The sequence below is a fragment of the Amycolatopsis regifaucium genome, assembly GCF_001613935.1.
Lineage (GTDB): Bacteria > Actinomycetota > Actinomycetes > Mycobacteriales > Pseudonocardiaceae > Amycolatopsis > Amycolatopsis regifaucium.
In genome coordinates this window covers 121,124-147,873 of record NZ_LQCI01000011.1, presented here as the reverse complement: position 1 = coordinate 147,873, position 26,750 = coordinate 121,124, and the positions used below count along the sequence as shown (strand labels likewise).

General features: G+C 67.6%; 30 protein-coding genes. 11 read left to right on the top strand and 19 right to left on the bottom strand.

Translation table 11 applies throughout. The features are described 5' to 3' along the window. The first annotated feature begins 36 nt into the window (after positions 1-36). Positions 37-1,086: a nitronate monooxygenase gene (locus AVL48_RS14335; RefSeq protein WP_061982707.1), complete on the top strand. Its 1,050-nt coding sequence runs from the start codon at positions 37-39 to the stop codon at positions 1,084-1,086. Here the strand turns inward: AVL48_RS14335 and AVL48_RS14330 are convergent. From AVL48_RS14330 to AVL48_RS14320, 3 genes are all read right to left on the bottom strand, one after another. After that, positions 1,061-2,539, bottom strand: coding sequence for an amino acid permease (locus AVL48_RS14330; RefSeq protein WP_061982708.1), 1,479 nt, complete (start codon positions 2,537-2,539; stop codon positions 1,061-1,063). The two genes, AVL48_RS14335 and AVL48_RS14330, sit on opposite strands and share 26 nt — an antisense overlap. A gap of 113 nt (positions 2,540-2,652) precedes the next feature. Further along, entirely contained in the window at positions 2,653-3,570 is a 918-nt protein-coding gene (locus AVL48_RS14325) for a DMT family transporter (RefSeq protein ID WP_061982709.1), read from the bottom strand. 70 nt (positions 3,571-3,640) lie between these two features. Next, positions 3,641-4,492 carry an aspartyl/asparaginyl beta-hydroxylase domain-containing protein gene (locus AVL48_RS14320; protein ID WP_244162636.1) on the bottom strand — a complete coding sequence of 284 codons (852 nt, stop codon included), beginning with the start codon at positions 4,490-4,492 and terminating at the stop codon, positions 3,641-3,643. Positions 4,493-4,648: 156 nt separating this feature from the next. On the opposite strand from AVL48_RS14320, the gene AVL48_RS14315 reads away from it, so the two are divergent. Beyond that, positions 4,649-5,521 carry a LysR family transcriptional regulator gene (locus tag AVL48_RS14315; protein WP_346193809.1) on the top strand — a complete coding sequence of 291 codons (873 nt, stop codon included), beginning with the start codon at positions 4,649-4,651 and terminating at the stop codon, positions 5,519-5,521. Positions 5,522-5,535: 14 nt separating this feature from the next. On the opposite strand, the gene AVL48_RS14310 is transcribed toward AVL48_RS14315, so the two are convergent. Together AVL48_RS14310 and AVL48_RS14305 are read right to left on the bottom strand one after the other, a co-directional pair. Beyond that, complete coding sequence (locus AVL48_RS14310; RefSeq protein WP_061982711.1) at positions 5,536-6,579, bottom strand: alpha/beta hydrolase; 1,044 nt, start codon at positions 6,577-6,579, stop codon at positions 5,536-5,538. Positions 6,580-6,762: 183 nt separating this feature from the next. Then, complete coding sequence (locus AVL48_RS14305; RefSeq protein ID WP_061982712.1) at positions 6,763-7,728, bottom strand: zinc-binding dehydrogenase; 966 nt, start codon at positions 7,726-7,728, stop codon at positions 6,763-6,765. 61 nt (positions 7,729-7,789) lie between these two features. On the opposite strand from AVL48_RS14305, the gene AVL48_RS14300 reads away from it, so the two are divergent. The 3 genes from AVL48_RS14300 to AVL48_RS14290 are packed head-to-tail and all read left to right on the top strand — an operon-like array spanning position 7,790 to position 8,846. Further along, entirely contained in the window at positions 7,790-7,993 is a 204-nt protein-coding gene (locus tag AVL48_RS14300) for a hypothetical protein (RefSeq protein ID WP_061982713.1), read from the top strand. A gap of 11 nt (positions 7,994-8,004) precedes the next feature. Continuing rightward, positions 8,005-8,490 carry a guanyl-specific ribonuclease gene (locus tag AVL48_RS14295; RefSeq protein WP_061982714.1) on the top strand — a complete coding sequence of 162 codons (486 nt, stop codon included), beginning with the start codon at positions 8,005-8,007 and terminating at the stop codon, positions 8,488-8,490. Next, positions 8,487-8,846 carry a barstar family protein gene (locus AVL48_RS14290; RefSeq protein ID WP_061982715.1) on the top strand — a complete coding sequence of 120 codons (360 nt, stop codon included), beginning with the start codon at positions 8,487-8,489 and terminating at the stop codon, positions 8,844-8,846. Before AVL48_RS14295 ends, AVL48_RS14290 begins: the two co-directional genes overlap by 4 nt. On the opposite strand, the gene AVL48_RS14285 is transcribed toward AVL48_RS14290, so the two are convergent. The 9 genes from AVL48_RS14285 to AVL48_RS14250 all read right to left on the bottom strand — a co-directional run bounded on the left by AVL48_RS14285 (position 8,843) and on the right by AVL48_RS14250 (position 16,026). Beyond that, positions 8,843-9,616: an enoyl-CoA hydratase-related protein gene (locus AVL48_RS14285; protein ID WP_061982716.1), complete on the bottom strand. Its 774-nt coding sequence runs from the start codon at positions 9,614-9,616 to the stop codon at positions 8,843-8,845. The two genes, AVL48_RS14290 and AVL48_RS14285, sit on opposite strands and share 4 nt — an antisense overlap. An 88-nt stretch (positions 9,617-9,704) precedes the next feature. Then, positions 9,705-10,454: a sirohydrochlorin chelatase gene (locus AVL48_RS14280; RefSeq protein WP_061982717.1), complete on the bottom strand. Its 750-nt coding sequence runs from the start codon at positions 10,452-10,454 to the stop codon at positions 9,705-9,707. Further along, positions 10,451-11,713 (bottom strand): sulfate adenylyltransferase subunit 1, encoded by a 1,263-nt coding sequence (locus AVL48_RS14275; RefSeq protein WP_061982718.1) that lies wholly within the window; start codon positions 11,711-11,713, stop codon positions 10,451-10,453. Before AVL48_RS14275 ends, AVL48_RS14280 begins: the two co-directional genes overlap by 4 nt. After that, positions 11,713-12,633 carry a sulfate adenylyltransferase subunit CysD gene (cysD, locus tag AVL48_RS14270; protein WP_061982719.1) on the bottom strand — a complete coding sequence of 307 codons (921 nt, stop codon included), beginning with the start codon at positions 12,631-12,633 and terminating at the stop codon, positions 11,713-11,715. The genes AVL48_RS14275 and cysD overlap by 1 nt, the downstream gene beginning before the upstream one ends. Before the next feature lie 11 nt (positions 12,634-12,644). Beyond that, entirely contained in the window at positions 12,645-13,340 is a 696-nt protein-coding gene (locus tag AVL48_RS14265; protein ID WP_061982720.1) for a phosphoadenylyl-sulfate reductase, read from the bottom strand. Then, positions 13,337-13,486 (bottom strand): eL43 family ribosomal protein, encoded by a 150-nt coding sequence (locus AVL48_RS14260; protein ID WP_061982721.1) that lies wholly within the window; start codon positions 13,484-13,486, stop codon positions 13,337-13,339. The genes AVL48_RS14265 and AVL48_RS14260 overlap by 4 nt, the downstream gene beginning before the upstream one ends. Next, complete coding sequence (locus AVL48_RS14255) at positions 13,483-15,177, bottom strand: nitrite/sulfite reductase (protein ID WP_061982722.1); 1,695 nt, start codon at positions 15,175-15,177, stop codon at positions 13,483-13,485. The genes AVL48_RS14260 and AVL48_RS14255 overlap by 4 nt, the downstream gene beginning before the upstream one ends. A 36-nt stretch (positions 15,178-15,213) precedes the next feature. Beyond that, on the bottom strand, positions 15,214-15,300 hold the full coding sequence (locus AVL48_RS40835) for a putative leader peptide (RefSeq protein ID WP_350573702.1): 87 nt from the start codon (positions 15,298-15,300) through the stop codon (positions 15,214-15,216). Between the two features lie 153 nt (positions 15,301-15,453). Next, positions 15,454-16,026 carry a TetR/AcrR family transcriptional regulator gene (locus AVL48_RS14250; protein ID WP_061982723.1) on the bottom strand — a complete coding sequence of 191 codons (573 nt, stop codon included), beginning with the start codon at positions 16,024-16,026 and terminating at the stop codon, positions 15,454-15,456. A gap of 83 nt (positions 16,027-16,109) precedes the next feature. On the opposite strand from AVL48_RS14250, the gene AVL48_RS14245 reads away from it, so the two are divergent. Together AVL48_RS14245 and hemW are read left to right on the top strand one after the other, a co-directional pair. Continuing rightward, positions 16,110-16,523, top strand: a complete 414-nt coding sequence (locus AVL48_RS14245) for a VOC family protein (RefSeq protein WP_061982724.1) — start codon at positions 16,110-16,112, stop codon at positions 16,521-16,523. 72 nt (positions 16,524-16,595) lie between these two features. Beyond that, entirely contained in the window at positions 16,596-17,798 is a 1,203-nt protein-coding gene (gene hemW, locus AVL48_RS14240) for a radical SAM family heme chaperone HemW (RefSeq protein WP_061982725.1), read from the top strand. On the opposite strand, the gene AVL48_RS14235 is transcribed toward hemW, so the two are convergent. Continuing rightward, positions 17,791-18,453 carry a TetR/AcrR family transcriptional regulator gene (locus tag AVL48_RS14235; protein WP_082857639.1) on the bottom strand — a complete coding sequence of 221 codons (663 nt, stop codon included), beginning with the start codon at positions 18,451-18,453 and terminating at the stop codon, positions 17,791-17,793. The genes hemW and AVL48_RS14235 overlap by 8 nt on opposite strands. 111 nt (positions 18,454-18,564) lie before the next feature. Here AVL48_RS14235 and AVL48_RS14230 point away from each other — a divergent pair, with 111 nt between their 5' ends. Genes AVL48_RS14230 through AVL48_RS14215 form a run of 4 tightly spaced genes read left to right on the top strand, consistent with a single transcriptional unit; the run spans position 18,565 to position 21,409 of the window. After that, positions 18,565-18,978, top strand: a complete 414-nt coding sequence (locus AVL48_RS14230; RefSeq protein ID WP_061982726.1) for an SgcJ/EcaC family oxidoreductase — start codon at positions 18,565-18,567, stop codon at positions 18,976-18,978. After that, positions 18,975-19,331, top strand: coding sequence for a hypothetical protein (locus tag AVL48_RS14225; protein WP_143105041.1), 357 nt, complete (start codon positions 18,975-18,977; stop codon positions 19,329-19,331). The genes AVL48_RS14230 and AVL48_RS14225 overlap by 4 nt, the downstream gene beginning before the upstream one ends. A gap of 31 nt (positions 19,332-19,362) precedes the next feature. Next, the gene (locus AVL48_RS14220) at positions 19,363-20,163 is read left to right on the top strand and encodes a siderophore-interacting protein (RefSeq protein WP_061982727.1); all 801 of its coding nucleotides are present in this window, start codon (positions 19,363-19,365) and stop codon (positions 20,161-20,163) included. A 10-nt stretch (positions 20,164-20,173) separates the two neighbouring features. Then, the gene (locus tag AVL48_RS14215; RefSeq protein ID WP_061982728.1) at positions 20,174-21,409 is read left to right on the top strand and encodes a serine hydrolase domain-containing protein; all 1,236 of its coding nucleotides are present in this window, start codon (positions 20,174-20,176) and stop codon (positions 21,407-21,409) included. Positions 21,410-21,889: 480 nt separating this feature from the next. Here the strand turns inward: AVL48_RS14215 and AVL48_RS14210 are convergent, their stop codons facing one another. From AVL48_RS14210 to AVL48_RS14195, 4 genes are read right to left on the bottom strand one after another with little or no spacing between them, the layout of a single operon-like run. After that, entirely contained in the window at positions 21,890-22,879 is a 990-nt protein-coding gene (locus AVL48_RS14210) for a TIGR03842 family LLM class F420-dependent oxidoreductase (protein ID WP_061982884.1), read from the bottom strand. 10 nt (positions 22,880-22,889) lie between these two features. Continuing rightward, on the bottom strand, positions 22,890-24,275 hold the full coding sequence (gene hydA / locus AVL48_RS14205; protein ID WP_061982729.1) for a dihydropyrimidinase: 1,386 nt from the start codon (positions 24,273-24,275) through the stop codon (positions 22,890-22,892). Beyond that, positions 24,275-25,117 carry a nitrilase-related carbon-nitrogen hydrolase gene (locus AVL48_RS14200; protein WP_074038309.1) on the bottom strand — a complete coding sequence of 281 codons (843 nt, stop codon included), beginning with the start codon at positions 25,115-25,117 and terminating at the stop codon, positions 24,275-24,277. The genes hydA and AVL48_RS14200 overlap by 1 nt, the downstream gene beginning before the upstream one ends. Then, positions 25,068-26,639, bottom strand: coding sequence for an NCS1 family nucleobase:cation symporter-1 (locus tag AVL48_RS14195; RefSeq protein ID WP_061982730.1), 1,572 nt, complete (start codon positions 26,637-26,639; stop codon positions 25,068-25,070). Before AVL48_RS14195 ends, AVL48_RS14200 begins: the two co-directional genes overlap by 50 nt. Between the last annotated feature and the right edge of the window lie 111 nt (positions 26,640-26,750).

Below are 26,750 nucleotides of genomic sequence, written 5' to 3'. Positions count from 1 at the left end.
ATTCCGGATCGCCAGGGTGGGACTATCGTCGGGATCGTGTTCGACGAGCTGCGTTTTCCCGTGATAGCGGCCCCGATGGCCGGTGGCCCGACCACTCCCGGGCTGGTGGCCGCGGTGACCGCGGCGGGAGGCTTCGGCTTTCTCGCAGGCGGTTACCTGAGCGCCGAAGCCCTCGCGGACAGAATCGCGAAGACAGCCGAGCTGACCGGTGCCCCCTTCGGCGTGAATCTTTTCGTCCCGGGTGGCGCCGCTTCGGCGGACCTCGATGGCCACGTCCAGCGCTGGCGGGCGGAGGCGGAGCGCTATGGCGTCGAGCTCGGCGAGCCGCGGTGGGACGACGACGCCTACAACGCGAAGCTGGAAGTCGTCTTGAAGTGGAAGGTGCCGGTGGTCTCCTTCACCTTCGGCGCGCCCTCGCCCGACGACGTCGAACGACTGCACGGCAACGGGAGCAAGGTGGCCGTCACCGTCACCAGCCCCGTCGAGGCCGACCGGGCCGTAGCGGTCGGCGCGGACGCGCTCGTCGTCCAGGGATTCGAAGCCGGAGCACATCGAGGGCTCTTCGCCGACGAGCCCGGCGTCGAAGGTGGGGGAACGCAGTACGGGGTACTCAGCCTGCTTCGCCTGATCTCGGCGCGGACGGACCTGCCACTCGTCGCGACCGGTGGGCTCGTGCACGGTGCCGACGTCGCGGCGGTTCTCGCGGCGGGCGCGGTCGCGGCTCAGCTGGGTACCGCGTTCCTGCGTGCGGACGAAGCCGGTACCCAGCCCGCGCACCGGCAGGCATTGGCCGAAGGCGGCAGGCCGACCGCGTTCACCAGGGCGTTCAGCGGACGGCCCGCCCGTGCGCTGGTCAACCGCGCGGTCACGGACTTTTCGGCCACCGCGCCATCGGCTTATCCGGAGATCAACAACCTGACCAAACCGGTCCGCGCGGCGGCCGGGAAGGCGGGGGATCGGGAAGTGATGTCGCTCTACGCGGGGCAGACGTACGAACTGGCGGGCTCCGGCCCGGCGGCGTCGATCGTCGAACGCCTCCAGACCGAAGCCCGCGAAGCCGCTACGCGTTTGAGTCGTCTCCGCTGATCTGTTTCGCTTCGCCGTTGTCCGCGTTCATCGCGGAGTGACGGCGGCTGTAGGCGAAGTAGATGATCAGGCCGATGCCGAACCAGACGGCGAACCGCAGCCACGTCTCCGGGTCCAGGAACGTGATCAGCCAGATCGAGAACACGACGCCGATGATCGGCACGACCGGCATGCCCGGGGTCTTGAAGGACCGCGGCAGGTCGGGCTGCTTGTAACGCAGCACGATCACCGCGACGCAGACGACCACGAACGCGAGCAGGATGCCGATGTTGGTCAGTTCGGCGGCTTCACCGATGGGCAGCAGACCCGCGATGAGCGCCGACGCAATGCCGAGCACCCAGGTCATCCGGCTCGGCACCTTGCGCACCGGGTGGGTCTTGCCGAACCACTTGGGCAGCAGACCGTCGCGGCTCATCGAGTAACCGACCCGGCTCGCGCCCATGAGGAAGGTGAACAAAACCGTGGTGATGCCGATGATCGCGCCGACCGCGATGATCAGGCCGAGCCACTTCATCCCGATACCCGCGAAAGCACTGGAGAAGGCCGCTTCGCTGTCGATGTCCTTGTAGTTGACCATGCCGGTCAGGACCAGGCAGGCCAGCACGTAGAGCACCATCGAGATGGCGAGCGAGTAGATGATCGCCTTCGGCATGTGCTTCTGGGAGTCGGTCGATTCCTCGGCCGCGGTGGACATGGCGTCGTAGCCGAAGACCGCGAAGAACACCGTCGCCGCGCCCGTGAAGGCGCCGCTGAGGCCGAACGGGAAGAAGTTCGAGTAGTTGTCGGTGTTGATGTGGAACACGCCGACGACGATCACCAGCAGGACCAGCGCGACCTTCAGGTAGACCAGCAGTGTCTCGAACCGGGCCGCGTTCTTCATGCCCTGGTTGAGGATGAAGGCGATCAGCAAGCACAGCAGCACGGCGAACAGGTTGATCTTGTACGAGCCGGAGGCGACGTCGCCCTTCTCGGTGCCAGGAGCACCGAGCATCCACAACGGGAGCTTGATGTCGAGATAGCCCAGTAACTCGTTGAAGTAGCCCGAGATGCCGATCGCGACCACCGCCACGATCGCGGTGTATTCGAGCAGGAGGTCCCAGCCGATGAACCAGCCGACGATCTCGCCCAGCACCGTGTAGCCATAGGTGTAGGCGGATCCGGCACGGGGGATCAGCCCGGCGAACTCGGCATAGGAGAACGCGGCCGCCGCGCTGGCGATCCCCGCGATGAGGAACGAGATGAGCACGGCGGGGCCGGCTTTCTCGTTCGCGACCGCCCCGGCCAGGGAGAAGATCCCCGCGCCGATGATGCCGCCGACGCCGATCGCGGTCAGCTGGCGGAGCCCCAGCGTGCGGTGCAGCCCGCCGCCGTGGTCACTGAGTTCTTGGATCTGCTCGATCGGTTTGCGTCGGAATATCCCGGTTCCCGAGCCCAGGCTGCGCGGTGCGGACATCGTCGTCTCCCAACAGGTTGTGCCTTCGGACTGGGTCACAGTCCGAGTGGGAGACTAAGCTGTGTCCACCGAGTGGGTGAACAGGGTGGCCCGTGTCGGGAGCTGTTCGTGCACTATGCCTTGCTGGGTTGCTTCGGTTTTTGATCGTGGCTTTCTTTCGCGCGCTGAGTCAGGGCGACCGCCAAGGAGACGAGAACGACGCCCGCGATCTCCCAGCCGGTCAGGAACCGGCCGAAGAACGCCCAGTCCAGCAACGCGGTGACCGGTGGAACGCAGTAGAACAAGCTGGTCACCTTGGTGGCTTCGCCCTTGCCGATCATCAAGTACAGCAGCGCGGTCGCTCCGACGGACACGACCAGGACCATCCACCCCACCGCGGCGACGAGCTCGGAATTCACCTGCGCGCGCAGATTTCCTGTGGTGAGGGCGATGAGGGCGTAGACGACGGCACTGATGGTGCTTTGCAAAGCCAGGGAGGCCCACACCCCGACGCCGACCGTGCGTCCTTGCACCAGCGTTCCCGCCGTGATGCCGATCAGCGCCGCGATGGAGAACACCACGCCCAGCACACTGCCGACCTCGCTCAGGTCGATTCCCGACGCGGAGGTGACCACGACGCCGGCGAAACCCAGCGCCAGCCCCGCGTACAGGGTGGGGTCGTAGCCGGGACGGGTCAAGATGGCGGTGAGGACCGGCTGGAAGCCGACCAGCACCGCGACCACTCCCGCCGGCGCTCCCGTCCCCAATGCCAGGAAGAAGAACCCCTGGTAGAACACCTGCAGCAGAAGTGCGACAGCGATCAAACGTGCCCACTGTCCCCGGTGAGCGGGCAGTCGATCACGCACGACCAGCCACACCAGCCAGGAGACCGCGGCCGCGCCGACGGCGCGTAGCAGCAGAAACGTCACCACCGAGGAATGCTCGAGGCCGTACAGCACGGCGATCGCGCCGCTGGCCCACATGAGCACGAACGCGATCGGTGCGCCGACCTTGAGCCAGCTGTCACTCGAATGGTTTGCGACTTCGGGCATCGGTGGCCGTGTTCTTCCGCTTGGGTGGGGAGACCCGGAAAGCCGGGTCTCCCCCTTTGTGGAGGTGGGATCAGGCGACGGCGAGGAGTCGCTCACCGAGGGCGCGCTGACCGATCATGTAGTCGCGTACGCCCTCCGCTCTCGCTACCAGCGTCGCGTCGTCGGCCAGGTGACAGGCTTCGACGAACCACGTGTAGGTCTCGGCGGCAGGCACGTCGTACCGGTAATGCACCCGCGACATCAAGAACAAGATGTCCTTGAAGTTGTCCTTGTCGATGACCTCTCCGAGTCGGACGAGCTTGTTGCGATGCTCGTCGGTAAAGGGCTTCCTGGCCACGATATCCGGCTTCAGGGCAGGCTGATAGAACGATTTTTCGGAGAAGATTTGATCTTCTGTGAAGGGTCCATCGAAAGCGAAGTCGACGCACAAGGACTGCCTGCTGTTCGAGGAGAAATTGACCGCCGAATGCGGGGCGGCGGCGTCGAGGTACCAGATCTCGCCCGGACGCATGTGGATAACGGTGTCGTCATCGGAATGGAAAGCGGATTCGTTGTCTTCGAGGACCATGAACGTACGGAAGTACTGGTCGTTGTCCTTGTTCAGCTCGATGAAGTCCCGGTGGGGGATGACCATGGCGTCCACCAGGTTGCGGGCTCGAGCCATCTTGACGATCTGCGGGTCGAAAACGGTTCGGATCAGTTCGTCCAGGTAAGGCGCCTTGGCGGCGTGGGCTGTCGGCTTCGCCGCTCCCTGGATGTCCCGATACATGGTGTCATCGGCCTCGCCGCTGGAGTTCCAGAGCGAAAGGTTCTTCCAGTATCCGGAGCTGAATTCGTCGTACTCTTCCTCGACACGTGGAATCGCGGCCAGCGCTTCAAGGTCCTGCTGGAGTCTGACCTTGTCCAAATCGACTTTGCCCACGATGTGAGAGCGCACCGATTTCCTCCCGGTAAGTTCGTACTTTTCGGACTTGTGCGCGGCGACTTCATCGCGCAGCTGTCTGAGTGCGATTTCCTGCTGGGTGGATGCGGTTCTTTATATCACCGCTCGAAACCCGTGCGATAATGCTCGTTTCGAATGACGGTATGCTTCTGGGTTATGGGGGTTGAGTTCAGGCACCTGGAAGCGTTTCTCGCGGCGGCCGAGGAGGGCAGTATCAGTCGCGCGGCGCGGCTGTTGAGGGTGACTCAGCCAGCCTTGTCACGCACGCTTTCCCAGCTGGAACAGCAGGTAGGGGCCTCGTTGCTGCGCCGGTCGGCGAAAGGAGTGGAACTCACCGCCGCGGGAATGGCCTTCCGCGCGAAGGCGACACAGGCCGTCAACGCGTTTACCGAGGCCGTGTCCAGCCCGTTCGACGCGCCGAGACCGTTACGAGTGGGACATGCCTGGGCGGCACTGGGGCGATTCACCACAAATCTGATCCAGCGATGGCGGGTCGAACACCCGGAATACCCGTTGCAGTTGCGGCAGGTCGAGGACCTCTACGTCAAGCTGGACGAGGCCGTCATCGACATCGCCGTGGTGAGAGGACAGCGGCCAGGGACGCGTTACCGTCACGAGCTGCTCTATCTGGAGGCACGTCTGGCGGCGGTCCCCGCCCAGCATCAACTGGCGAGTCGTCGATCGGTGACGCTCGGGGAACTGGCACCGTACGACCTGGTCGTCAACACCGCTTCCGGGACGACCGACCCTTACCTGTGGGGGGAGAACCGGAGGCCTGCCGTCACGGTCGAGGTGGCCACCGTCGACGACTGGTTGAGCAACATCGCCGCGGGTGCGGGACTCGGGATCACCCCGGATCCCAGTAGTCAGCTGTATCAGCGCCCCGAGATCGTCTATGTTCCCCTCAGCGACGCTCCTCCTGTCACCGTCTACCTGGCTTGGCCGCCGCACTCCTCACATCCCGCACTCCGCGACTTCCTCGCGATCGCCAGGGCGCTGGTCGGATAAGCGGGAAATCGCACCTAGCCGGCGACGGTGTCCTCGCTCACTTCGATGGCCGCGCGAGCGGCGACCTTCGCGGGCCTGGCGGCGCTGGTCGCGAAATAGTTCAGCAACTCCGAGATCTCGATGGGGTCGTCGAGCTGCGGGCAGTGGCCCCAGTCCTCGCGCACCATCAGCCTGCTGTGCGGGACCAACGCGTGCAGTTGCCGACCGGACGCGGCGCTGACGAGCTTGTCCTTGCCGCAGACGACCACCAGGAGCGGGATGCGGACCTCTTCGAGCCGGTAAGCGTCCGTCAGTTCTTCGACGAGCTGCCTCGCCTGCTCGAGCCGGGTGGTGGTGGAGCGGTAGTCCGGGAACAGCGACGTGAACCGGCGGACCTGCTCGGCGTCCGCGGCGGTGGCGTTGGCGTAGAGCAGGCGGGGTACGACCTGCTCGGCGACGGCGCGGACGACGAAGCGGGGAATCGGCAGCGGCAGGGCCGAGTACATCCGCAGCGGCAGGGGATAGCGGGCCACGGTCCGGATCAGCCAGCTGTCGACGAAACCGGGAGCGGCGATCGACACCACGCCCGCGACCGGCAGCCGGTGGTTCTCCGCGGCACGCAGGCTCATCGTGCCGCCGAGCGAGTTCCCGGCGAGCACGACCGTGCCGAGGACGGCCTGCTCCTTGATGACGGCCGCGGCGAAGGCGTCGAGCTGCGGGAGCATCGGGCCCGGCCGCAGGGGCTGAGCATCACCGAATCCGGGCAGATCGACCGCGACCGCCGGAACACCGGCGGCCGCGAGCAGCTCCAGAACCGGGCGCCAGGTGTCGGCGCTGTCGCAATAACCGTGCAGCAGCACCAGTCTCGGTGCCGACGGTTTGGTGTGCCCGCGGGCGGCCGCACGCTTGCCGCGCACTCGTCGTGGGGCGCGGTCGGCGGATTCCACCGGCTGCGGTCCGACTTCGAGCACGCGGGTGCGGACACCGGCGTAGCGTCGGAAGGAGACGCGGATCGGGTCGGCGTCGGTGGTGTTCCGGCCCCCGGGGTCCGCCGGTTCGGGCCGCTGCGATGCGGTCATGTTCTCAGGCTAACCGCGAGAGGTCGGATTTTGGTCGAACTTTGGTCGTGAAAAGCTCGCTGAGTCATAACGTTCTTGACACTTGACAAGACTACGAAATGACGCTTTGACCTGCTTGAACCCCGAGGATGTGCGCTCATGTGCGCGCTGGATCGCAACGAGGGGGAGGACCCACCCCTCCGATCAATGTGTGAAAACCACCTTGCCTGAAGTTTCCCCGTCGAGCATGTTCTTAAACCCGGTTTCGGCTGCCGCGAACGGCAATTCCGCGCCGATCTGCGGGCGGACCCCCGTGAGTTCCAGGTAGGCGAGGAGATCGGTCAGTTCGTCCTTGGTCCCCATCGTCGAGCCGGCGATACGCAGTTGCAGAAAGAACACGCGCTGCAACTCCGCGTGGGCATCCGGACCGCTGGTCGAGCCGGAGACGACGATGATTCCGCCTGGTTTGAGCGACTTCACCGAGTGTGACCAGGTCGCCTTGCCGACGGTCTCGAAGACGGCGTCGACCCGCTCCGGCAACCGCGCGCCGGACTCAAAGGTCTGATGTGCGCCCAGATTCTCCGCCAGTGCACGCTTTTCTTCGCTACGCCCGGTCACCCAGACCCGGAAGCCCGCCGCACGCCCGAGTTGGACGAGTGCCGTCGAGACACCACCGGAGGCGCCTTGGACGAGCATTGTCTGTCCCGGTCGCAGCCCGGACTTCACGAACAGCATCCGGTAGGCGGTCAGCCAGGCCGTGCCCATGGTCGCGGCTTCCGTGAAACTGAGGCCCGCCGGCTTCGGCACGACGTTGCGCGCCGGGACGACGACCTGCTCGGCGAAGGTGCCCTGGTGCTTCTCGGTCAGCAGGGTGCGCTTCGGGTCGAGGGTGTCGTCGCCCTGCCAGCCAGGGGCGTTGATCACCGAGTGGACGACGACCTCGGTGCCGTCGTCGAGGGTGCCCGCGCCGTCACAACCCAGGATCATCGGGAACTGTTCGAGTTTGATGCCGACGCCGCGCAGGGTCCACAGGTCGTGCATGTTGAGGCTGGCGGCCTTGACGTGGACCCGCACCCAGCCTTCGGGCACGTCGGGCTCGGGTCGCTCGCCGATCACGAGCGAGTCCAGCGGCTTTTCGGCGTTGGGTTCGGAAGCGTAGACGGCGAACATGTCAGCAACCTACCCCGGGCCGATCAACAGGACCACTGGCCCACGAGCGTAGGGTTACACCGTGTTCAACGGGCTTGCTGACTGGTGGGACGGTGTCGAGCTGTGGCTCGCGCAGGCCCCGTTCCCCGTGCAATTCGTGCTGGTCATGGCGGTCGTGGTGCCGCTGTGCCTGGCCGCGGCCTGGCTGCTCGACACGGTCTTCGGCAGGGTCGCCCGGCTCTTCGGCACGGCCCGCGATGCGAACGACTCCGACCGGTCCTCCTAAGCTGGCGCACCATGTTCAACCGTAGGCGGATCACCGCCGCCCTGATCGGGCTGATCGTGCTGGTACTCGCCGGCTGGTTCGTCAAGGACGGCATCAGCGGTGACGACACGAAGAGCGCCTCGGCTCCGGCGAGTTCGTCCGCTTCGGCCGGACCGTCCGGGGAAACCGGGGCCGGCCGGGCCAAGGGCAAGGTCGCGGGCGAGGAGTCCGGACTGCCGGTCAAACCGCTTTCGGGACTGCCCCCGCAGGCGTCGGAGACCTGGCGGCTCATCAAGGCGGGCGGGCCGTACCCGTATCCGCGCAACGATGACGTGCCCTTCCAGAACCGGGAGAAGGTCTTGCCCGCCAAAGACTCCGGCTATTACCGCGAATACACCGTCAAGACCCCGGGCAGCCCGGATCGCGGCGCCAGGCGGTTGGTGACCGGGTCGGGCAAAGAGCTGTATTACACCGAGGACCACTACAAGTCCTTCGTCGTAGTGGACACCAACCGATGAGCGAAGCGAAAAAGAGCGAAGTGGACAAGGCGTTCGCGCGAGGCGCGCATCCGCATCCGATCGACCGGGGACGCACTCTCGACATGGCGTCCACGCTCGACGCGATCGCGGAGGCGCTGTCGTTCCCCGACTACTTCGGGAAGAACCTCGACGCGCTCTACGACTGCCTCACCGACCTGTCCTGGCTCCCGCCGGGTGAGCACGTGCTGATCTGGTCCGGTTCCTCGGTGCTCAAGGACCGCGATCCCAAGGCGTACCTGGCCGTCCGCAGCGTGCTTTCCGACGCGCAGCGAGCGCTGGGGCCGTCCGGTGACCGGACGGACTCCCGGCGCCTCACCGTCGTCCTGCCGGACTAGCTTTCCGGGACCCAGTTCGGCTTGCGCTTCTGAGCGAAGGCCGTGATCCCCTCCTGGCCTTCTTCGCTCGCGAAGAACCCGGCGGAGAGCTTGTTCATGGCCTCGAAGCCTTCGCTCGGCGTGGCAGGACGAGGCTTGCTGAGAAGCTCCTTCGTCGCGGCGAGCGCCTTCGGGCCGCCGAGGGCGAGCGCCTTGACGTAGCGGGCGACCTCGCTGTCGAGTTCGGCGGCCGGGACCGCCGAGTTCAGCAGGCCGATCTCGACGGCCCGCTTCGCGTCGAAGGTGTCGCCGGTCAGGAACAGCTCGTGCGCGGCACGGGCGGTGAGCCGGGGCAGCACGGTGAGCGAGATGACGGCGGGGACGACGCCGATCCGCACCTCGGAAAAGGCGAAGGTCGCCTCGTGCACGGCGACGGCGATGTCGGTCGCGGCCACCATGCCGATGCCGCCCGCCCGCGCCGGGCCCGCCAGCCTCGCCACCACCGGCTTGGGGCTGGTCCACAGCTGCTCGAGGATCTTCGGGAACTCGTTGACGCCCTGGTCGCCGGCGCCGGCCCCGCGGGCCTCCTTGAGGTCCATCCCGGCGCAGAACACCGGACCGGTGTGGGTGAGCACGATGACCCGTACCGCGTCGTCCGACCGCGCTTTGTCCAGCGACTCGCTCAGTTCGCGCCGCAGCTGGGCGGAGAGCGCGTTGCGGTTGTGCGGGGAGTCCAAGGTGATCGTGGCGGTGCCGCCCACCACGTCGTAGTGCACCAATTCGTCAGCCATGGCCTCACCTTCGCACGAGCGAAGTCGGGCCGGGCAGTGGCCTGCGCCACCACGGGGGTACCTGTGCCTATAGGTCAGAGCCGATGGCTCAGGCGGCGAGCCGGGCCGCGGCGACGCCGTAGCGTTCCAGGACGAGCCCCGCGATACGTGGATCCGGCCCCAGCGGCCCGGCGAGGATCACCGACGGGTCGGCTTCGCGCGCCAGGCGCGCGATCCGGTCCGGCAGCAGCCCCGGCGCGAGGAACCAGCCCGCGACGGCGAGCCGCCGGGCGCCGCCCAGCCGCAACCGCGCGACGGCGGCGGGTACGTCCGGCTGGGCGGCGCCGGCGAACGCGGGGGTCGCGAGCAGCCCGCGCCGCAGTTGCCAGCGGGTGGTGATCCCGGCGACCGCGTCGTTCGCCGCGACATTCGACGAGCCGACCCCGGCGAGGAGGACACCCAGTTCCGGGTCGGCCAGGTCGGCACCCGCCTCGGCGAGCCGGTCGAGCGCGACCGACTCGATCAGCGGGTCGATGCCCAGCACGCCGGAAACCCGCACGTCGAGGCCCGGGCAGTCCGCGGTCACCTCGGAGACGAGCGCGGGCAGGTCGACCCGGGCGTGATACGCCACGCCGAGCAGCAGCGGCACCACGACGACCTCGCGATGACCCTCGGCGTACAACGTGCGCAGGGCATCGGTGAGCAACGGTTCCGAGAGGTCCAAAAAGGACTCCCGGAGGTCGAGGTCCGGTGCCAGGCCACGGGCGACGTCGAGCAGGGCGCGGATGGTCGCGGCGGACCGCGGGTCGCGGCTGCCGTGGGCGACGGCGACCAGTGGCGGTGTGGGGCCCGGGGTCATGCGAACCTTTCGCCGACTAGTCCGGCCGCCAGGGTATCGCCGTCCTTCGGGTCGATGACCAGGAACGCGCCCGTCCGTGGGCTGACGCCGTAGTCGTCCACGCCGATCGCCTCGGCGAGCCGCAGGGTCACCCGGCCGATGTCGTTGAGCTCCAGCGTGTCCGGTTCGTCCACACTGGACAGCGTCTGCTCGTCGAAGCGGGCGTGGAGTTCGTCGACGATGGCCTGCACCGTTCGCGCGCCGTGCTTCACCAGCACCCGCGCGCCCGGTTTGAGTGCCTTGGCCGAGAGCCAGCACAGGGTGGCGGCGATCTCGTCGGTCACTTCCGGCTGCCGGTCTGCGGCGGCGATCAGGTCCCCGCGCGAGATGTCGAGGTCGTCCGTGAGCAGCAGCGTCACCGAGGTGCCCGCGCCGGCCTCGGCGAGCGGACCGTCGGCGGTGTCGATGCCCTCCACCCGGCTGCGGAGTCCTTGCGGCAGCACGACGATCTCGTCGCCCGTCCGGACGGTGCCCGCCGCGATCTGCCCGGCGTAGCCCCGGTAGTCGGGGTGGTCGGCCGTGCGCGGCCGGATCACGTACTGCACCGGGAAGCGGAACGCCGAATCGTGCGGGTCCGGTGCCACGGGCACGGTTTCCAGATGCTCCAGCAGGGTCGGGCCGGAGTACCACGGGGTCTTGTCCGACTTCTCCGCCACGTTGTCGCCCTGCAGCGCCGAAACCGGCACCGCGAGTACGGAACCGCGTTCGTAGCCCAGCGACGCTGCGTGCTCGGCGAACTCCTCGGCGATCACGGTGAAGGTCGCCTCGTCGTAGTCGACGAGGTCGATCTTGTTCACCGCCAGCACCAGATGCGGAACACCCAGCAGCGCGAGCACCGCGGCGTGACGGCGGGTCTGCTCGATGACGCCCTTGCGCGCGTCGACCAGCAGCACGGCCAGTTGCGCGGTGGACGCCCCGGTCACCGTGTTCCGCGTGTACTGCACGTGGCCGGGGGTGTCCGCGAGCACGAAGCTGCGCTTCGGCGTCGCGAAATACCGGTACGCCACGTCGATCGTGATGCCCTGCTCGCGTTCCGAGCGCAGGCCGTCCACGAGCAGCGAGAGGTCCGGTGTGGACAGCCCTTTGTCGACACTGGCGCGGGTGACCGCGTCCAGCTGGTCGGCGAGGACGGACTTGGTGTCGTACAGGAGCCGCCCGACCAGGGTCGACTTCCCGTCGTCCACACTGCCCGCGGTCGCGAGCCTCAACAGGCTGGACATCAGAAGTACCCCTCACGCTTGCGGTCTTCCATCGCCGCCTCCGACATCCGGTCGTCGGCGCGGGTGGCGCCGCGTTCGGTGAGCCGGGAGGCCGAGACCTCGGCGATGACCTCGTCCACCGTGGCGGCGGTCGATTCGATGGCACCGGTGCACGAACCGTCGCCGACGGTCCGGTAGCGCACGGTCAGTTCCTTGACTTCCTCGCCCGGCCGGGGCCCGCCCCACGGTCCTTCGGCCAGCCACATGCCGTCGCGCTGGTAGACCTCGCGCCGGTGCGCGTAGTAGATCGACGGCAGCTCGACCTTTTCCCGCGCGATGTAGTTCCAGACGTCCGCCTCGGTCCAGTTGGACAGCGGGAACACCCGGACCTGCTCGCCGGGACGGTGGCGGCCGTTGTAGAGGTTCCACAGTTCCGGGCGCTGCCGCCGCGGGTCCCACTGGCCGAAGGAGTTGCGGAGACTGAAGATCCGCTCCTTGGCGCGGGCGCGTTCCTCGTCGCGGCGTCCGCCGCCGAAGACGGCGTCGAACTTGTGCTCGGCGATGGTGTCGAGCAGTGGCGTGGTCTGCAGCGGGTTGCGCATCCCGTCGGCGCGCTCTTCGAGCCTGCCGTCGTCGATCCAGTCCTGGACCTTCGCCACGACCAGCCGCAGCCCGTGCTGCTCGACCACGCGGTCGCGGAAGTCGATGACCTCGTCGAAGTTGTGCCCGGTGTCCACGTGCAGCAACGGGAACGGCACCGGCGCCGGCCAGAACGCCTTGATCGCCAGATGCAGCAGCAGCGTCGAATCCTTGCCGCCGGAGAACAGGATCACCGGCCGGTCGAACTCGCCCGCCACCTCACGGAAGATGTGGATGGCCTCGGATTCCAGCGCCGCCAGGTTGTCCTGCGCCGCGACGATGGCCGGTTCGAGCGTGGTCATGTCGTCCCTTCTCACCCGTGCAAGCCGCACTCGGTCTTGCCCTTACCGGCCCACCGGCCGCTGCGTGGGTCTTGCCCCGGAGCGACCTTTGCGGTGCACGGCGCGCAGCCGATCGACAGATAGCCGATGGACACCAACGGGTTCTCGAGGATCCCGTGCTCGTCGATGTAGTCCCTGAACTCGTCGTCGGACCACGGCGCGATCGGGTTGATCTTCACCAGCCCGTTGCGGTCGTCCCAGGTGACGATGGGAGTGTTCGCGCGGGTCGGCGCGTCCACCCGGCGGACACCGGTCACCCACGCCGAATACTTCGCCAGCGTGTCGCGCAGCGGCACGACCTTGCGGAGGTGGCAGCACTGATTCGGGTCGCGTTCGTGCAGCTTCGGGCCGTACTCCGCGTCCTGTTCGGCGACGCTCTGCGCGGCCTCGGCGTTGACGATCCGCACGCCGGGGTAGACCGCCTGCACCGCGTCCCGGGTGCCGATGGTCTCCGGGAAGTGGTAGCCGGTCTGCAGGAACAGCACGTCGACGTCCGGTTTGACCTGGGTCGCCAGGTCGATGAGGACGGCGTCCTGCATGTTCGACGCGACGATGAAGTCGTCGCCGAACGTCTCCGCGGTCCAGCGCAGGGCCTCGGTCGCGGTCGCCTCGGCGAGCTCCTTCGAGGCCCGTTCGGCGAGTGTCTTGTAGTCGGCAGTGGCGGTCATTGCGACACCTCCGGAAGTGACAGTCCGAGGAACTTCACGGTGAAGACCCGGCGGCAGCCCGAGCACAGCCAGGAGCCGCCCTCTTCCGGCCGCAGGTCTTCATCGCCACAGAAAGGGCAGTAGTACGGGGTCGCTCGTTCGGTCACTGCAGGACGCTTTCCTCGGCCCGCGTGACCCACTGGGCGAAGCGCTCACCGGGTTCGCGGCCGTCGACGTACGCCCGCACGAGCGTTTCGACGTACTCGGTCAGTTCCGACGCGGTCACCTTGTGCCCACGCAGTTTCCGGCCGAACCCGGCGTCGAGGCCGAGCCCGCCGCCGAGGTGCACCTGGAAGCCTTCGACCTGGTTGCCGTCCTCGTCGGTGACGATCTGGCCCTTGAGCCCGATGTCGGCGGTCTGGACCCGCGCGCAGGAGTTGGGGCAGCCGTTGAGGTGCACGGTCACCGGATTCTCGATCGCGCCCTGGATGTCGGCGAGCCGCTTCTCCAGTTCGGTGACCAGTTCGATCGCGCGGGCCTTGGTCTCGACGATCGCGAGTTTGCAGAACTCCAGGCCGGTGCACGCCATGATCCCGCGCCGCCACGGCGAAGGCTCGGTCTGCAGGCCCAGCTCGGCCAGGTCGCTCTTCAGCCCGTCCACCTCGGCCTCGGGGACGTCGAGGACCACGAGCTTCTGATGCGGGGTGAGGCGGACGCGGTTCGACCCGGCCCGCTCGGCGGCTTTGGCGACCGCCAGCAGGGTGGCGCCGGAGACCCGGCCCGCGACCGGCGCGGCACCGACGTAGAACTTGCCGTCGATCTGCGGGTGCACGCCGACGTGGTCGATCTGGGTGGCGGGCACCTCGGGCGCCGGGCCGTCGGTCAGTTTGCGCTTGAGATACTCGTCTTCCAGTACCTGGCGGAACTTCGCGGCGCCCCAGTCCTTGACCAGGAACTTGATCCGGGCGCGGGCGCGGAGCCGCCGGTAGCCGTAGTCGCGGAAGACGCTGATCACGCCTTCCCAGACGTCGGGGACCTCGTCGAGGGAGACCCAGGCGCCCAGCCGCTGCCCGATCATCGGGTTGGTGGACAGGCCGCCGCCGACCCAGACGTCGAAGCCGGGGCCGTGTTCGGGGTGGTTCACGCCGACGAACGCGACGTCGTTGATCTCGTGCGCGACGTCCTGCTGCCCGGAGACCGCCGTCTTGAACTTGCGGGGCAGGTTCGAATAGCGCGGGTCGCCGATGTAGCGGCGCTTGATCTCGTCGATCGCGGGCGTGCCGTCGATGATCTCGTCGGCGGCGATGCCGGCGACGGGGGAACCGAGGATGACGCGCGGGCTGTCGCCGCAAGCCTCCATCGTGGTCATCCCGGCCTTCTCCAGTTTGGCCCAGATCGTCGGGACGTCCTCGATCTGGATCCAGTGGTACTGGATGTTCTGCCGGTCGGTGATGTCGGCGGTGTCGCGCGCGTGGGTCTGCGAGATCTCGGCGAGCACGGCCAGCTGCTCGGTGGTCAGCGCGCCGCCGTCGAGCCGCACCCGCAGCATGAAGTAGCGGTCGTCGAGCTCCTCGGGCTCCAGCGTCGCGGTGCGGCCGCCGTCGATCCCCGGCTTGCGCTGGGTGTAGAGACCGAACCAGCGGAACCGGCCGCGGAGGTCACCCGGGTCGATCGAATCGAAGCCGCCGCGGGCGTAGATGTTCTCGATCCGCGCGCGGACGTTGAGCGGGTTGTCGTCCTTCTTGGACCGTTCGTTGGGGTTCAAGGGTTCGCGATACCCCAGTGCCCACTGTCCCTCGCCCCGTTTCTGTTTCACCCGGGGCGTGCGGGCAGGGGTCTCGCGCGTGGGCGACGACATGGGAGTCCTCCGGCAGATCGTGGTGGTGGCGGGGAGTCAGCGGTTCGTCGCACAGAGCGCGCTCGCCACACGACGGAGATCCACGTGGCGGCGTGCCACGAGGCTGATTCCGGCGCGGGTCATTCATTCAGCGTGCCACGCGCCCACTATGTGGTCTAGGCCGGTCCGAATACTGGGAACAACCTCCGCGGATCGCTGTTTCACCAGGTCAAGCGGCTGTCTTGAGGGTCAAGCCCGGGTTCGCGGCCAGGCATTGTGACGCAGAACGCGCACGGCTCAAGAAGGGAGGACGCGGTCCACGAGGATCCGGATGACCTCTTCGTCGGTGACGTCCGCGAGCACCTCGGGCAGGGTGAGCCGTTCGACGGTGAGCCCGGTCAGCGCGAGGTACATCAGCAGTACTTCGGGGCGCCCGCCCGGCATCCCCGCCGCGACGTGCCAGTCGACGCTCATGTCGATGCCCTCGCGGATGGTCTTGGTCAGCTCGGCCGACAGATCCGGGCGCCGGGTGGCTTCGAGCCGGAGTTCGAGCAAGGCCAGATAAGGCTCGCGGTGGGCGGTCAGCCGTCCCATGAGTTCGCCGAGCAGTACGCCGACCCGATCGTGGGACGGCGACTCGGCCTGCGGGTTCGCCATCACGTCGGCCGGTGCCGACAGCCGCTCCTGCACGCGGACACCGACCTCGCCGAGCAACTGGTCCCGGTTGCGGAAGTAGTTGGACGTCGTTCCCGGCGGGACATCCGCTTCGGCGTCTACCGCGCGGTAGGTGAGGCCGCGGGCGCCCTCGCGGGCGAGGACGGTGATGGCGGCGTCGGTGAGCGCGGTCCGGCGCTCCGGGTTCTGTCGCATCGGAACATTCTCCTTGCCTCAGTCAAACCACTATGTCTATAGTACTACGAATCAAGTGGTTCGAGCGGGAGGAACAAGCGAAAATGCAGGTCAAGGGTTTCGGTGGGGGCATTCTCGTCGAAAACATCGCCGAGACCACCCGCTGGTGGCAGCGGCACCTGGGGTTGACGGTCACCGTCGAACTCGACTGGTTCTCCAGTCTCAACCTCGGTGTCCCGGGGTACGAGCTGAGCTTCATCCAACGGGGGCACGAGTCGACACCCGAGCCGTGGCGAACTCAAGAGGTCGCGGGTTCGATGGTCGGGTTCGTCGTCGAGGACGCGGCGGCGGAGTACGAGCGGTTGCGTGCGGAGGGGGTGAAGATCGTGAAGGAACCGGTTGACGAGGTCTACGGCCAGCGGCACTTCTTCATCGAAGATCTCAACGGCTTCCTGATCGACATCATCGAGCCGATCCCGCCGTCCCCGGAATGGTTGGCCGCGAACGGGTTGGCCTGAGGTCCGTGAAGGCCTCCTTCGCTACCTTCAGGGTAGGGAAGGAGGCCTTCACGGCGTGGGGGACACTGGGGTGTGCCCGCAACCATCACGCCTGCAGCGTCCGCGCTCCCCGAGAGCGCCCTGGAAGGGCTCGGCACCCGGCCGTTCGGCGTCTACGTGCACGTCCCGTTCTGCGCGACCCGTTGCGGCTACTGCGACTTCAACACCTACACCGCCGGTGAGCTGGACAGCGATTCGTCGCCGCAGTCCTGGCTCGAAGGCCTCAAGCGCGAGTTCGACCTCGCCGCGCGCGTGCTCGGGAAGCCGCCCGCGGTCGACACCGTCTTCGTCGGCGGCGGTACCCCGTCCCTGCTCGGCGCGGACGGCCTCCGCAGCGTCCTGGACACCGTCCGCGACACCTTCGGGCTCGCCGACGGCGCGGAAGTCACGACCGAGTCCAACCCGGAATCGACCTCGCCCGCCTTCTTCGCGGGCATCCGTGACGCGGGATACAACCGGATCTCGCTCGGGATGCAGTCGGCCGCGCGACACGTGCTGAAGATCCTGGACCGCGTGCACACCGCGGGACGGCCCGTCGCGGCCGCCGAGGAGGCACGCGCCGCCGGGTTCCGGCACGTCAACCTCGACGTCATCTACGGCACGCCGGGGGAGCGGATCGAAGACCTCCAAGCCTCGCTGGACGCGGTTCTGGCCGCCGGTGTCGATCATGTCTCCGCGTACGCGCTGATCGTCGAGGAGGGCACCGCACTCGCCCGGCGCATCCGCCGCGGCGAACTGCCCGCCCCGGACGACGACGTCCTCGCCGCCGACTACGAGATGATCGACCGCGTCCTCGCTTCGGCGGGTCTGCGCTGGTACGAGGTGTCCAACTGGGCGACGTCGGAAGAAGCCCGCTGCCGTCACAACATCGGCTACTGGCGTGGCGGCGACTGGTGGGGCGCGGGGCCCGGCGCGCACAGCCATGTCGGCGGCGTCCGCTGGTGGAACGTCAAGCATCCGGCGCGGTACGCCGCCGCGCTGGCCGCCGGGGAGTCGCCGGCCGCCGGTCGTGAAGTGCTGACCGACGAAGACCGGCATCTGGAACGCGTGATGCTGGAGCTCCGGTTGTCCGAAGGGCTTCCGCTCGACGCCCTCGACGACGACGGCCGGGCCGAAGCCCGGGTCGCCGCCGCCGAGGGATTGCTGGATCAGTCTGCTTTGGACGGTCGAGAGCGGGCGGTGCTCACCGACCGGGGACGGTTGCTGGCGGACGGTCTGGTGCGCAGGCTCACGTGAGGCCGCGAAGGAACAGGTCGATGGCGAACTCGAAGCGCTCCTGCGCGGTCTCCGCGGTGAAGTACTCGCCCGACCTCAGCAGGTTCGGGAACGTGCCGGGTGGGAACGACGCCATGTACTCGACCATCCGCTCGCCGCGTTGCTCCTGCTCGGCCAGGTTGATGTCGCCGTGCTGCCAGCCGGCGCCCTCGTAGGCGAAAGCCTTGGTGTAGAGCCATAACGCGTCGGCGGCGAACAGCGCTCGCCTGAGGTCGAGGCCGCCCGCGCGCAGGACCGCGAGCAGGGCTTCGGCCTGCTGCAAGGCGTTCGCGCCGACAGGTACCTGGATGGTCCACGCGATCTTGGCGATCCCGGGGAACGACGTCAGCGCGCGCACGTTCCCGCGCAGCAGCTCCTTCGCCTGCTCGACCCACCGGTCCGGGTCGGGTTCGGGGATCGGGCCGAAGTCGAGGACGTGATCGACCATCAGCTCGTGAAGCTCTTCCTTGTTCGCGACGTGGGCGTAGAGCGACGCCGGGCCGGTCTCCAGCGCCTGTGCCACACGCCGCATGCTCACCGCCTCCAGTCCCTCGGCGGCGAGGAGGTCCAGTGCCGTCTTCACCACCAGCTCCTGGGACAGCACTGGTTTCTCGGCACGACGCCGGGGCCTGCTCACTTCGTTCGCCTCCTGATCCGGGATACGCCGGGAACTCTACTTGACGCGAACGGTGTTCGTCTGTAGAACGGCGTTCGTAACACGAACACTGTTCGTCAACTGGAGGACACAATGACCGAATCCCGTACCGCCGTCCTGGCCGTGCTGAGCGAGCTCGCCCAAGCGTGGAACGACGGCGACGCGGCCGCGTACGCGCGGTTGTTCACCGAAGACGCCGACTACGTGACGTTCTTCGGGGTGAACATGCCGGGCCGCGCGCTCATCGAAAGCGCGCATCGATCCCTGTTCGAGGGCCCGCTCAAGGGGTCGAAGCTGGTGGACGGCGGTGGTGAGCCCAAGGTCCGGTTCATCCGGCCGGACGTCGCCATCGTGGTAGCGGGCGGTGGGTCGTCGCAGGCGGATGACAAACCCGAACCGGGCCGGGAATCGACGCTGACGTACGTGCTCGTCAAGGAGTCCGACGGCTGGCGCGTCGCGTCGTTCCAGAACACCCGGGTGAGCGATCCGGCCGCGAGGGCGGCGTGAAACCTCTGGTCGAAGTGGCGGGCGTGGTTCCCGCGCCCGCCGACGAGGTCTTCGCCCGGCTCGCGGACAGTCTCCGGGCACAGCCGTACAACCCCGGCTTCGAAATCGACGCGAGACGGCGCTTCGTCGCCCAGCAGGGCGGTTGGTGGTACCGCGGCGAATACACCGTCGAGGATGATCCGGCCGGTGCGCGGGTGACCCACCGGGTGTACAACGTCGCTTCCCGTGGGCGATGGGCGGTCCCGCTGGCCAACCGGTTCTTCGTCGGGTTCCCCCAGCGGGTCCGGGAAAGCTTTGATCGGATGCTGGGAGACCTGGCCCCACCGGCCGGAGAAGGGCGTACGCTCGGTTAGGTTAACCTAACCAGCAGGAAAGGAATCCTGGATGGCCGAGGCGAGGAAGCCGGTGTCGGCGACCCGGTTGCGGGTGCTGCGCACCGAGCGGATCACCCCGCATATGGTCCGGATCGTGGCGGGGGGCGAAGGAATCGCCTCGTTTCAGCCCAATGATTTCACCGACGCCTATGTCAAGGTGCACTTCCGGATTCCCGGCGTCACCTATCCCGAGCCGTTCGACCTGGCGCGGGTGCGCGAAGAGCTGCCGCGCGAGCAGTGGCCGCGGATGCGGTCCTACACCGTCCGCGCCTTCGACCCGGACCACGGCGAACTGGTGCTCGACTTCGTCCACCACGGCGACGAAGGCGTCGCCGGGCCGTGGGCCGCCGCCGCGAAACCCGGCGACGAACTGCTGATCTCCGGGCCCGGCGGGGCCTACCGGCCGGGCGACGAGGCCGACTGGCATCTGCTGGCCGGGGACGAGAGCGCCCTTCCGGCGATCGCCGCGTCCCTCGAGGCGATGCCGGCGGGGGTGCCCGTGCACGCGGTCATCCTCGTGGAGGACGCCGCCGAAGAGCAGTCGCTGACCACCAAGGCCGACGCGCACGTCACCTGGCTGTACCGGAGCCGGGGCGACGATCTGGCCGCGGCGGTCCGCGCACTCGACTGGCGTGACGGTGTCGTGCAGGCGTTCGTCCACGGTGAGGCCGGGTTTGTCCGCGACCTGCGGCGCCATCTGCTCGACGACCGGGGGATGCGGCGCGATCTGCTCTCGATCTCCGGATACTGGCGGATCGGGAAGACCGACGAGGCGTGGCGGCTGGAGAAACAGGCCGAGCGGAACGCGTAACCTCGGCCACATGATCGAGCTGAAGGTGGACGTCGACCCGGCCGAGGTGGGTTTCGACGACGAGCGACTGCGGCGGATCGACAAGCACTTCGACGGGTACCTGGAACGAAACCTGCTTCCCGGGTATCTGACGGTGGTGACCAGGAACGGGAAGGTCGCGCATCTGGCGTCGAACGGGATGCGCGACATCGAGGCGGGGCTGCCGGTCGAGACGGACACGATCTGGCGCATCTATTCGATGACGAAGCCGGTCACTTCGGTCGCCGCGATGATGCTCGTCGAAGAGGGCCGCATCGACCTCACCGACCCGATCTCGCGGTGGCTCCCGGAATTCGCGGAGCCGCGGGTCTTCACGAAGGGCTCGTCCGTCCGGATGGCGACCGAGCCCGCGACCGAGCCGATCCGGCTCTGGCATCTGCTCACCCACACCGCGGGCCTGACCTACGGCTTCCACCGCACGCATCCGGTCGACGCGGTCTACCGCGAGGCCGGATTCGACTGGGGCACGGCGCCGGGGCTCGACCTCGCCGGGGTCTCCGAAGCGATCGCGCGGCTGCCGTTGCTGTTCCAGCCCGGTTCGGAATGGAACTATTCGGTCGCGACGGACATCCTCGGCAGGCTCGTCGAAGTCGTCTCCGGTCAGTCCCTCGACACCTTCTTCGCCGAACGGATCTTCACCCCGCTCGGTATGCACGAGACAGGCTTCCAAGCCGACTCCGGCGTCCTCGACAGGCTTGCCGCCCTCTACGTGCCCCACCCGAAGACCAAGGCGCCCTTCCGGCACGACGAGATGGGCGCCGTCGGCCGGGTCGCGCCCACGTGTCTCTCGGGCGGTGGCGGCCTGGTCTCGACGGCGGGCGACTACCACCGTTTCACGCAGATGTTGTTGCGTGGCGGCGAACTCGACGGCGTCCGGTTGCTCAGCCCGCGCACGGTGCAGGTCATGGCGAGCAACCATCTGCCGGGCGGCGTCGATCTGGAGACCTACGGGCGGCCCGCCTTCTCCGAGGCGCCGTACCATGGTTTCGGCTTCGGACTGGGCTTTTCCGTGCTCGACGACACGGTGAAGGCCAAATCCCTCGCCAGTGCGGGGGAATTCGCCTGGGGTGGCGCGGCCAGCACCGCTTTCTGGGTCGATCCGGACGAGGACATCACGGTGCTGTTCTTCACCCAGTTGCTGCCGTCGTCGACCTATCCGATCCGCGTCGAACTGCGCAACCTGGTGTATCAAGCGCTCGTCGGTTGAGGGACTCCGAGTCACCTGGCGTCGAAAGGCGCGTGATCCGGGCGGCAGACGGTGTCGCGTACGGTGTTTCCGGGTCGCCTTTGCCGTTGGCCAGCAACAGGATCGGCGCGGTCGGCCGGTTACACGGTCCGGTGTAGCGCACCGGATCGACGGCGGGCCATAAGGCGCAGGGCAGCGAGAGATACGTGTCGTGGGAACCGAAACCACGGCTCTCCCGGTCGGCCGCTCGGGCAGCGCGCGGCCAGGCGGCCGGGTCACGCGGGTTCGTGGTGTCCGCGCAGATCGTCCCGCCGCCGCCCAACGCGGAATCGAAGGGGGTCGCGATGGCTTTCGCCGCACCGGCGTTTGCCGCGGACTGCAGGAATTCCGCCAAGGCGGGGGAGCGGGCCTTGGTTCCACGCCTGACCCGCACGCATTTAGTCCTCTACTTGCGGTAGTTGCGTGTGCAAGGACCGCAAGTAGAGGACGAAATGCGGGTCGTCAGCGGCCGATGACCTCGGAGCCGTACCGCTTCAGGGTTTCTTCGCGCTGGTCGTGCATGAGGTACAGCGCGAACTGGTCGACGCCGAGCGAAGCCAGCTCCTCCAGCCGTTCCACCTGGGCCGAAGAGGGCCCGAGCAGGCAGAACCGGTCCACGATCTCGTCCGGGACGAAGTCGGTCGACGGATTACCGGCCCGCCCGTGATGCGCGTAGTCGTAACCCTGGCGCTCACGGATGTAGTCGGTCAGTTCCCGGGGTACCGGCCCGGAATCGCCGTAGCGCGCCACGAGATCGGCGACGTGGTTGCCGACCATCCCGCCGAACCACCGCAGCTGTTCCCGTTGGTGCGCCAGATCGTCGCCGACGTACGCCGGCGCCGCGAGACAGATGGTGATCCCGCCCGGATCCCGCCCTGCCGCACGGGCCGCCTCGCGCACCGCCCCGATCGTCCACCGGGCGATCGCGGGATCGGCGCACTGGAGGATGAAGCCGTCCGCGTGCTCACCGACCGTCTTGAGCGCTTTGGGCCCGTATCCCGCCATCCACATCTCGAGCCTGCCGTTGCGGATCCACGGAATCCGGACCGGCTTGTCCCGCAACAGGACTTCGCGCCCCTCGGCCAGTTCCTTGACCACGTGCATGCAGTCGCGCACGGTGGCCAAGGTGGACGGTGGCATCCCGACGACCCGGTGCGCCGAGTCACCACGACCGATACCGCACACCGTCCGGTTGCCGTACATGTCGTTGAGCGTGGCGAAGGTCGACGCCATCACCGACCAGTCCCGGGTGGCCGGGCTGGTCACCATCGGGCCCACGATCATCGACGACGTCGCCGCGAGGATCTGTGAGTAGATGACGAACGGTTCCTGCCACAGCACGCACGAGTCGAACGTCCAGCCGTAGCGGAAACCCTGGTCCTCGGCGGCCTTCATCAGCCGCACCAGTTCGCGCGCGGGCGGGTCGGTCTGCAGCACTATCCCGAAGTCCACGGCGCCCACCTCAGTTCAGGTACTGGTTCAGGTCGCGCGAGAGGAATTTCCCGTGCGTCGTGCTCCCGGAGAACCCGGACGGCGACACCACCACGCGGCCCCGTGACAGCACCGTCTCGACCTTGCCGGTGATCTCCAGTCCTTCGTAGGCCGAGTAGTCCACGTTCATGTGATGCGTCTCGACCGACAGGGTCTGTTTCGCCGTGGGGTCGTAGACGACGATGTCGGCGTCCGAACCCGCCGCGATGACCCCCTTGCGCGGGTACAGCCCGAACATCCGCGCCGGAGTGGTCGAACAGGTCTCCACCCAGCGGCCGAGGGTGAGCTCGCCCGCCACGACCCCCTGGTGCAGCAGGTCCATCCGGTGCTCGACGCCGGGGATCCCGTTGGGGATCGCGCGGAAGTCGCCGCGGCCGAGTTCCTTCTGGTCCTTGAAACAGAAGGGACAGTGATCCGTCGACACCACCGAGAGGTCGTTGGTGCGCAGCCCCCGCCACAGATCCGCCTGATGCGACTTCTCGCGCAGCGGGGGAGAAGCGACGTACTTCGCGCCCTCGAAATCCGGTTTGGCCAAGTCCTCGATGGACAGGTAGAGATATTGTGGACACGTCTCCGCGAAGACGTTTTGCCCGTCGTCGCGTGCCTCCGCGACCGCCGCCAGTGCCTGCGACGCCGAGAGATGCACGATGTACAGCGGCGCCCCCGTCACCTTGGCCAGCTGGATCGCGCGCGAGGTCGCCTCGCCCTCCAGTTCCGGCGGCCGGGTGAGCCCGTGCTGCACCGGGTCGATCTTTCCGGCGGCGAACGCCTGTGCGGCCAGCTGGTCGATCGCGATGCCGTTTTCGGCGTGCATCATGATCGTGGCGCCGATCTCGCGCGCCTTCTGCATGGCCAGCAGGATCTCGCCGTCGGTGGAGTAGAACACCCCCGGGTACGCCATGAACATCTTGAAGCTGCCGACCCCGCCGTCGACGCAGGCTTGCATCTCCTTCAACGACGAATCGTTGACGTCGGAGACGATCATGTGGAAGCCGTAGTCGATGGCGCAGTTGCCGTCCGCCTTCTCGTGCCATTTGTCCATAGTGGACAACAGGGAGGTGCCCTTGGCCTGTACGGCGAAGTCGATGATCGTGGTCGTCCCGCCCCACGCCGCCGCCGTCGTCCCGGTGCCGAAGGAATCGACGGAATGCGTGCCGCCGAACGGCATCTCCATATGGGTGTGCGCGTCGATCCCGCCGGGCAGCACGTACTTCCCGGTGGCGTCGATGACGTCGTCGGCCGGGCCCAAGGCGCCCGGCGCGCCGACGGCCGCGATCGTCTCGCCGTCGACGAGGACGTCCGCCGCGGCGGCGCCCGCCGTGGACAGCACCTGCCCGCCCTTGATGAGGGTGGTCATCACGCCTCCGCGAGGGGGCCGTAGCTGTCGGGACGGCGGTCTCGGTAGAAGGCCCACAGATCCCGTACTTCGGCGAGCAGCCCCATGTCGAGGTCGCGGACGACGATCTCCTCCTCGGTGTCCGAGGCGGCCGCGCCGACCAGCTGACCGCGTGGGTCCGCGAAATAGGTCTGACCGTAGAAGTCGTTGTCGCCCAGGGGTTCCACGCCGACGCGGTTGATCGTGCCGACGAAGTACTCGTTCGCGACGGCGGCCGCGGGCTGCTCCAGCCGCCACAGGTACTCCGAGAGGCCGCGGCTGGTCGCCGACGGGTTGAACACGATCTTCGCCCCCGCCAGGCCCAGCGCGCGCCAGCCCTCGGGGAAGTGCCGCTCGTAACAGATGTAGACGCCGATGCGGCCGACGGCGGTGTCGAACACCGGGTAGCCCATGTTCCCGGGCCGGAAGTAGAACTTCTCCCAGAAGCCCTTCACCTGCGGGATGTGGTTTTTGCGGTGCTTGCCGAGGTAGGTCCCGTCGGCGTCGATCACCGCGGCCGTGTTGTAGTACACGCCCGGCTGCTCGACCTCGTACATCGGGACGACGAGCACGACGCCGTGGCGTTCGGCCACCTCCTGCATGAGCTTCGTCGTCGGCCCGTCGGGGATGCCCTCGGTGTAGGAGTAGTAGTCGGTGTCCTGCACCTGGCAGAAATACGGGCCGTAGAACAACTCCTGCAGGCAGATCACCTGCGCGCCCTGCGAAGTGGCCTTACCGATCGCTTCCACGGCGTTGGCGATCATCGACTCCTTGTCACCCGTCCACCGCTGCTGGATCAATCCGGCTCGGACCAGGTCGCTCACTTGCTTCCTCCTTCGGATAGGCGGTGCGGTTGCGCTCGGGCAGGGCCAGCAGCAGGTAGACGACGAAGGCGCCCGCCAGTCCGACGACCCAGTTGTAGTCGTAGAGCGGTTTCAGCGACGGGATCAGCCCGTCGGCGGGGAACGGCCCGCCGTACGCGCCGCCGACCGCGAGCACGGCGCCGGCCAGCGTCGCGACCAGCGCGCGCCAGTTCCAGCCGCCGTTGAACCAGTAGACGCCGCGTTCGGTGTAGAGATCCCGCAGGCTGAGGTGTGTCCGGTTGACCACCCAGTAGCCGGCGACGAGTACTCCGGCGACCGCGCCGAGCAGGCCGCCGTAGAAACCGAGCCAGGCGAAGATGTAGATGTTCGGGTCGGAGTAGAGCCGCCACGGCTGGATGACGATGCCGATGATGCCGGTGATCAGCCCGCCGACGGCGAAGGTGATCTTCTTCGGGAACGCGTTGGAGAAGTCGTAGGAGGGGCTGACCACGTTGGCCGCCAGGTTGGCCGACACGGTCGCGAGCACCAGCGCGATCAGCGCGATCACGACCACGATCGGGGAGTCGAACCGGTCGGCCAGTTTCGCCGGGTCCCAGATCTGCTCGCCGTAGAGGACGCTGCCGCCGGAGGTGGTCAGGATCGCCACGATCGCGATGAAGGTCATCGTGGTCGGCAGGCCGAGGATCTGACCGCGGACCTGCTTGCCCTGGCTGCCGCCGAAGCGGGTGAAGTCCGGCATGTTGAGCGAAAGCGTCGACCAGAACGCGATCATCGCCATCAGCGACGGCGCGAACACCTTCCAGAAGTCGGGGCCCCAGCCGAGTTTCCCGGGTTCGGACAGGATCGGGCCGAGCCCGCCCGCCTTGACCAGCACGTAGCCGAGCAGGATCAGGAAGCCGACCGAGACCAGCGGTGCCGTCCAGTTCTCGAACTTCCGCACCGCTTCCATCCCGCGCCAGATGATGAGCATCTGGAACAGCCAGAACAGCCCGAACGAAAGCCACAGCGTCCAGTGCTGCCCGAGGACGACGGTGGAGTCCTTCCAGCCGGAACCCGCCAGCCGCCCGACGATGATGTAGACGGCCTCACCGCCGACCCAGGTCTGGATGCCGAACCAGCCGCACGCGATGAACGCCCGCAGCAAGGCCGCCAGATTCGCGCCGCGCATCCCGAAGAAGGCGCGGGCGAACACCGGGAACGGGATGCCGTACTTCGTCCCGGCGTGGCTGTTGAGCAGCATCGGAGCGAGCACGATCAGGTTGCCGATGGTGATCGTCATCAGGGCCTGGACCCAGTCCATGCCGAGCGCGATCAAGGACGCGGCGAGCGCGTACGAAGGGATGTTGTGCGCCATTCCCATCCACAACGCGAAGTAGTTGTAGGTGGTCCAGGTCCGTTTTTCCACCGGGACCGGCGCGAGCTCTTCGTTGTAGAAGCGGCTGTCCTGCAAGGACTCGACCTCGCCGAGTTCTACCCGGCCATCAGGATGCACGAGCTGGGTTCCGCGTGCCGTCGGCTCCATTGCGGAATCGTGCTCGCCCGCGCGACGGAGGTGGGACTGGCAGACTGTTCACTGTTGGTGGCGTCGGAACGCAGACTGTCGATTGCGTTCGAGAGCCCCTGGTGCATGACC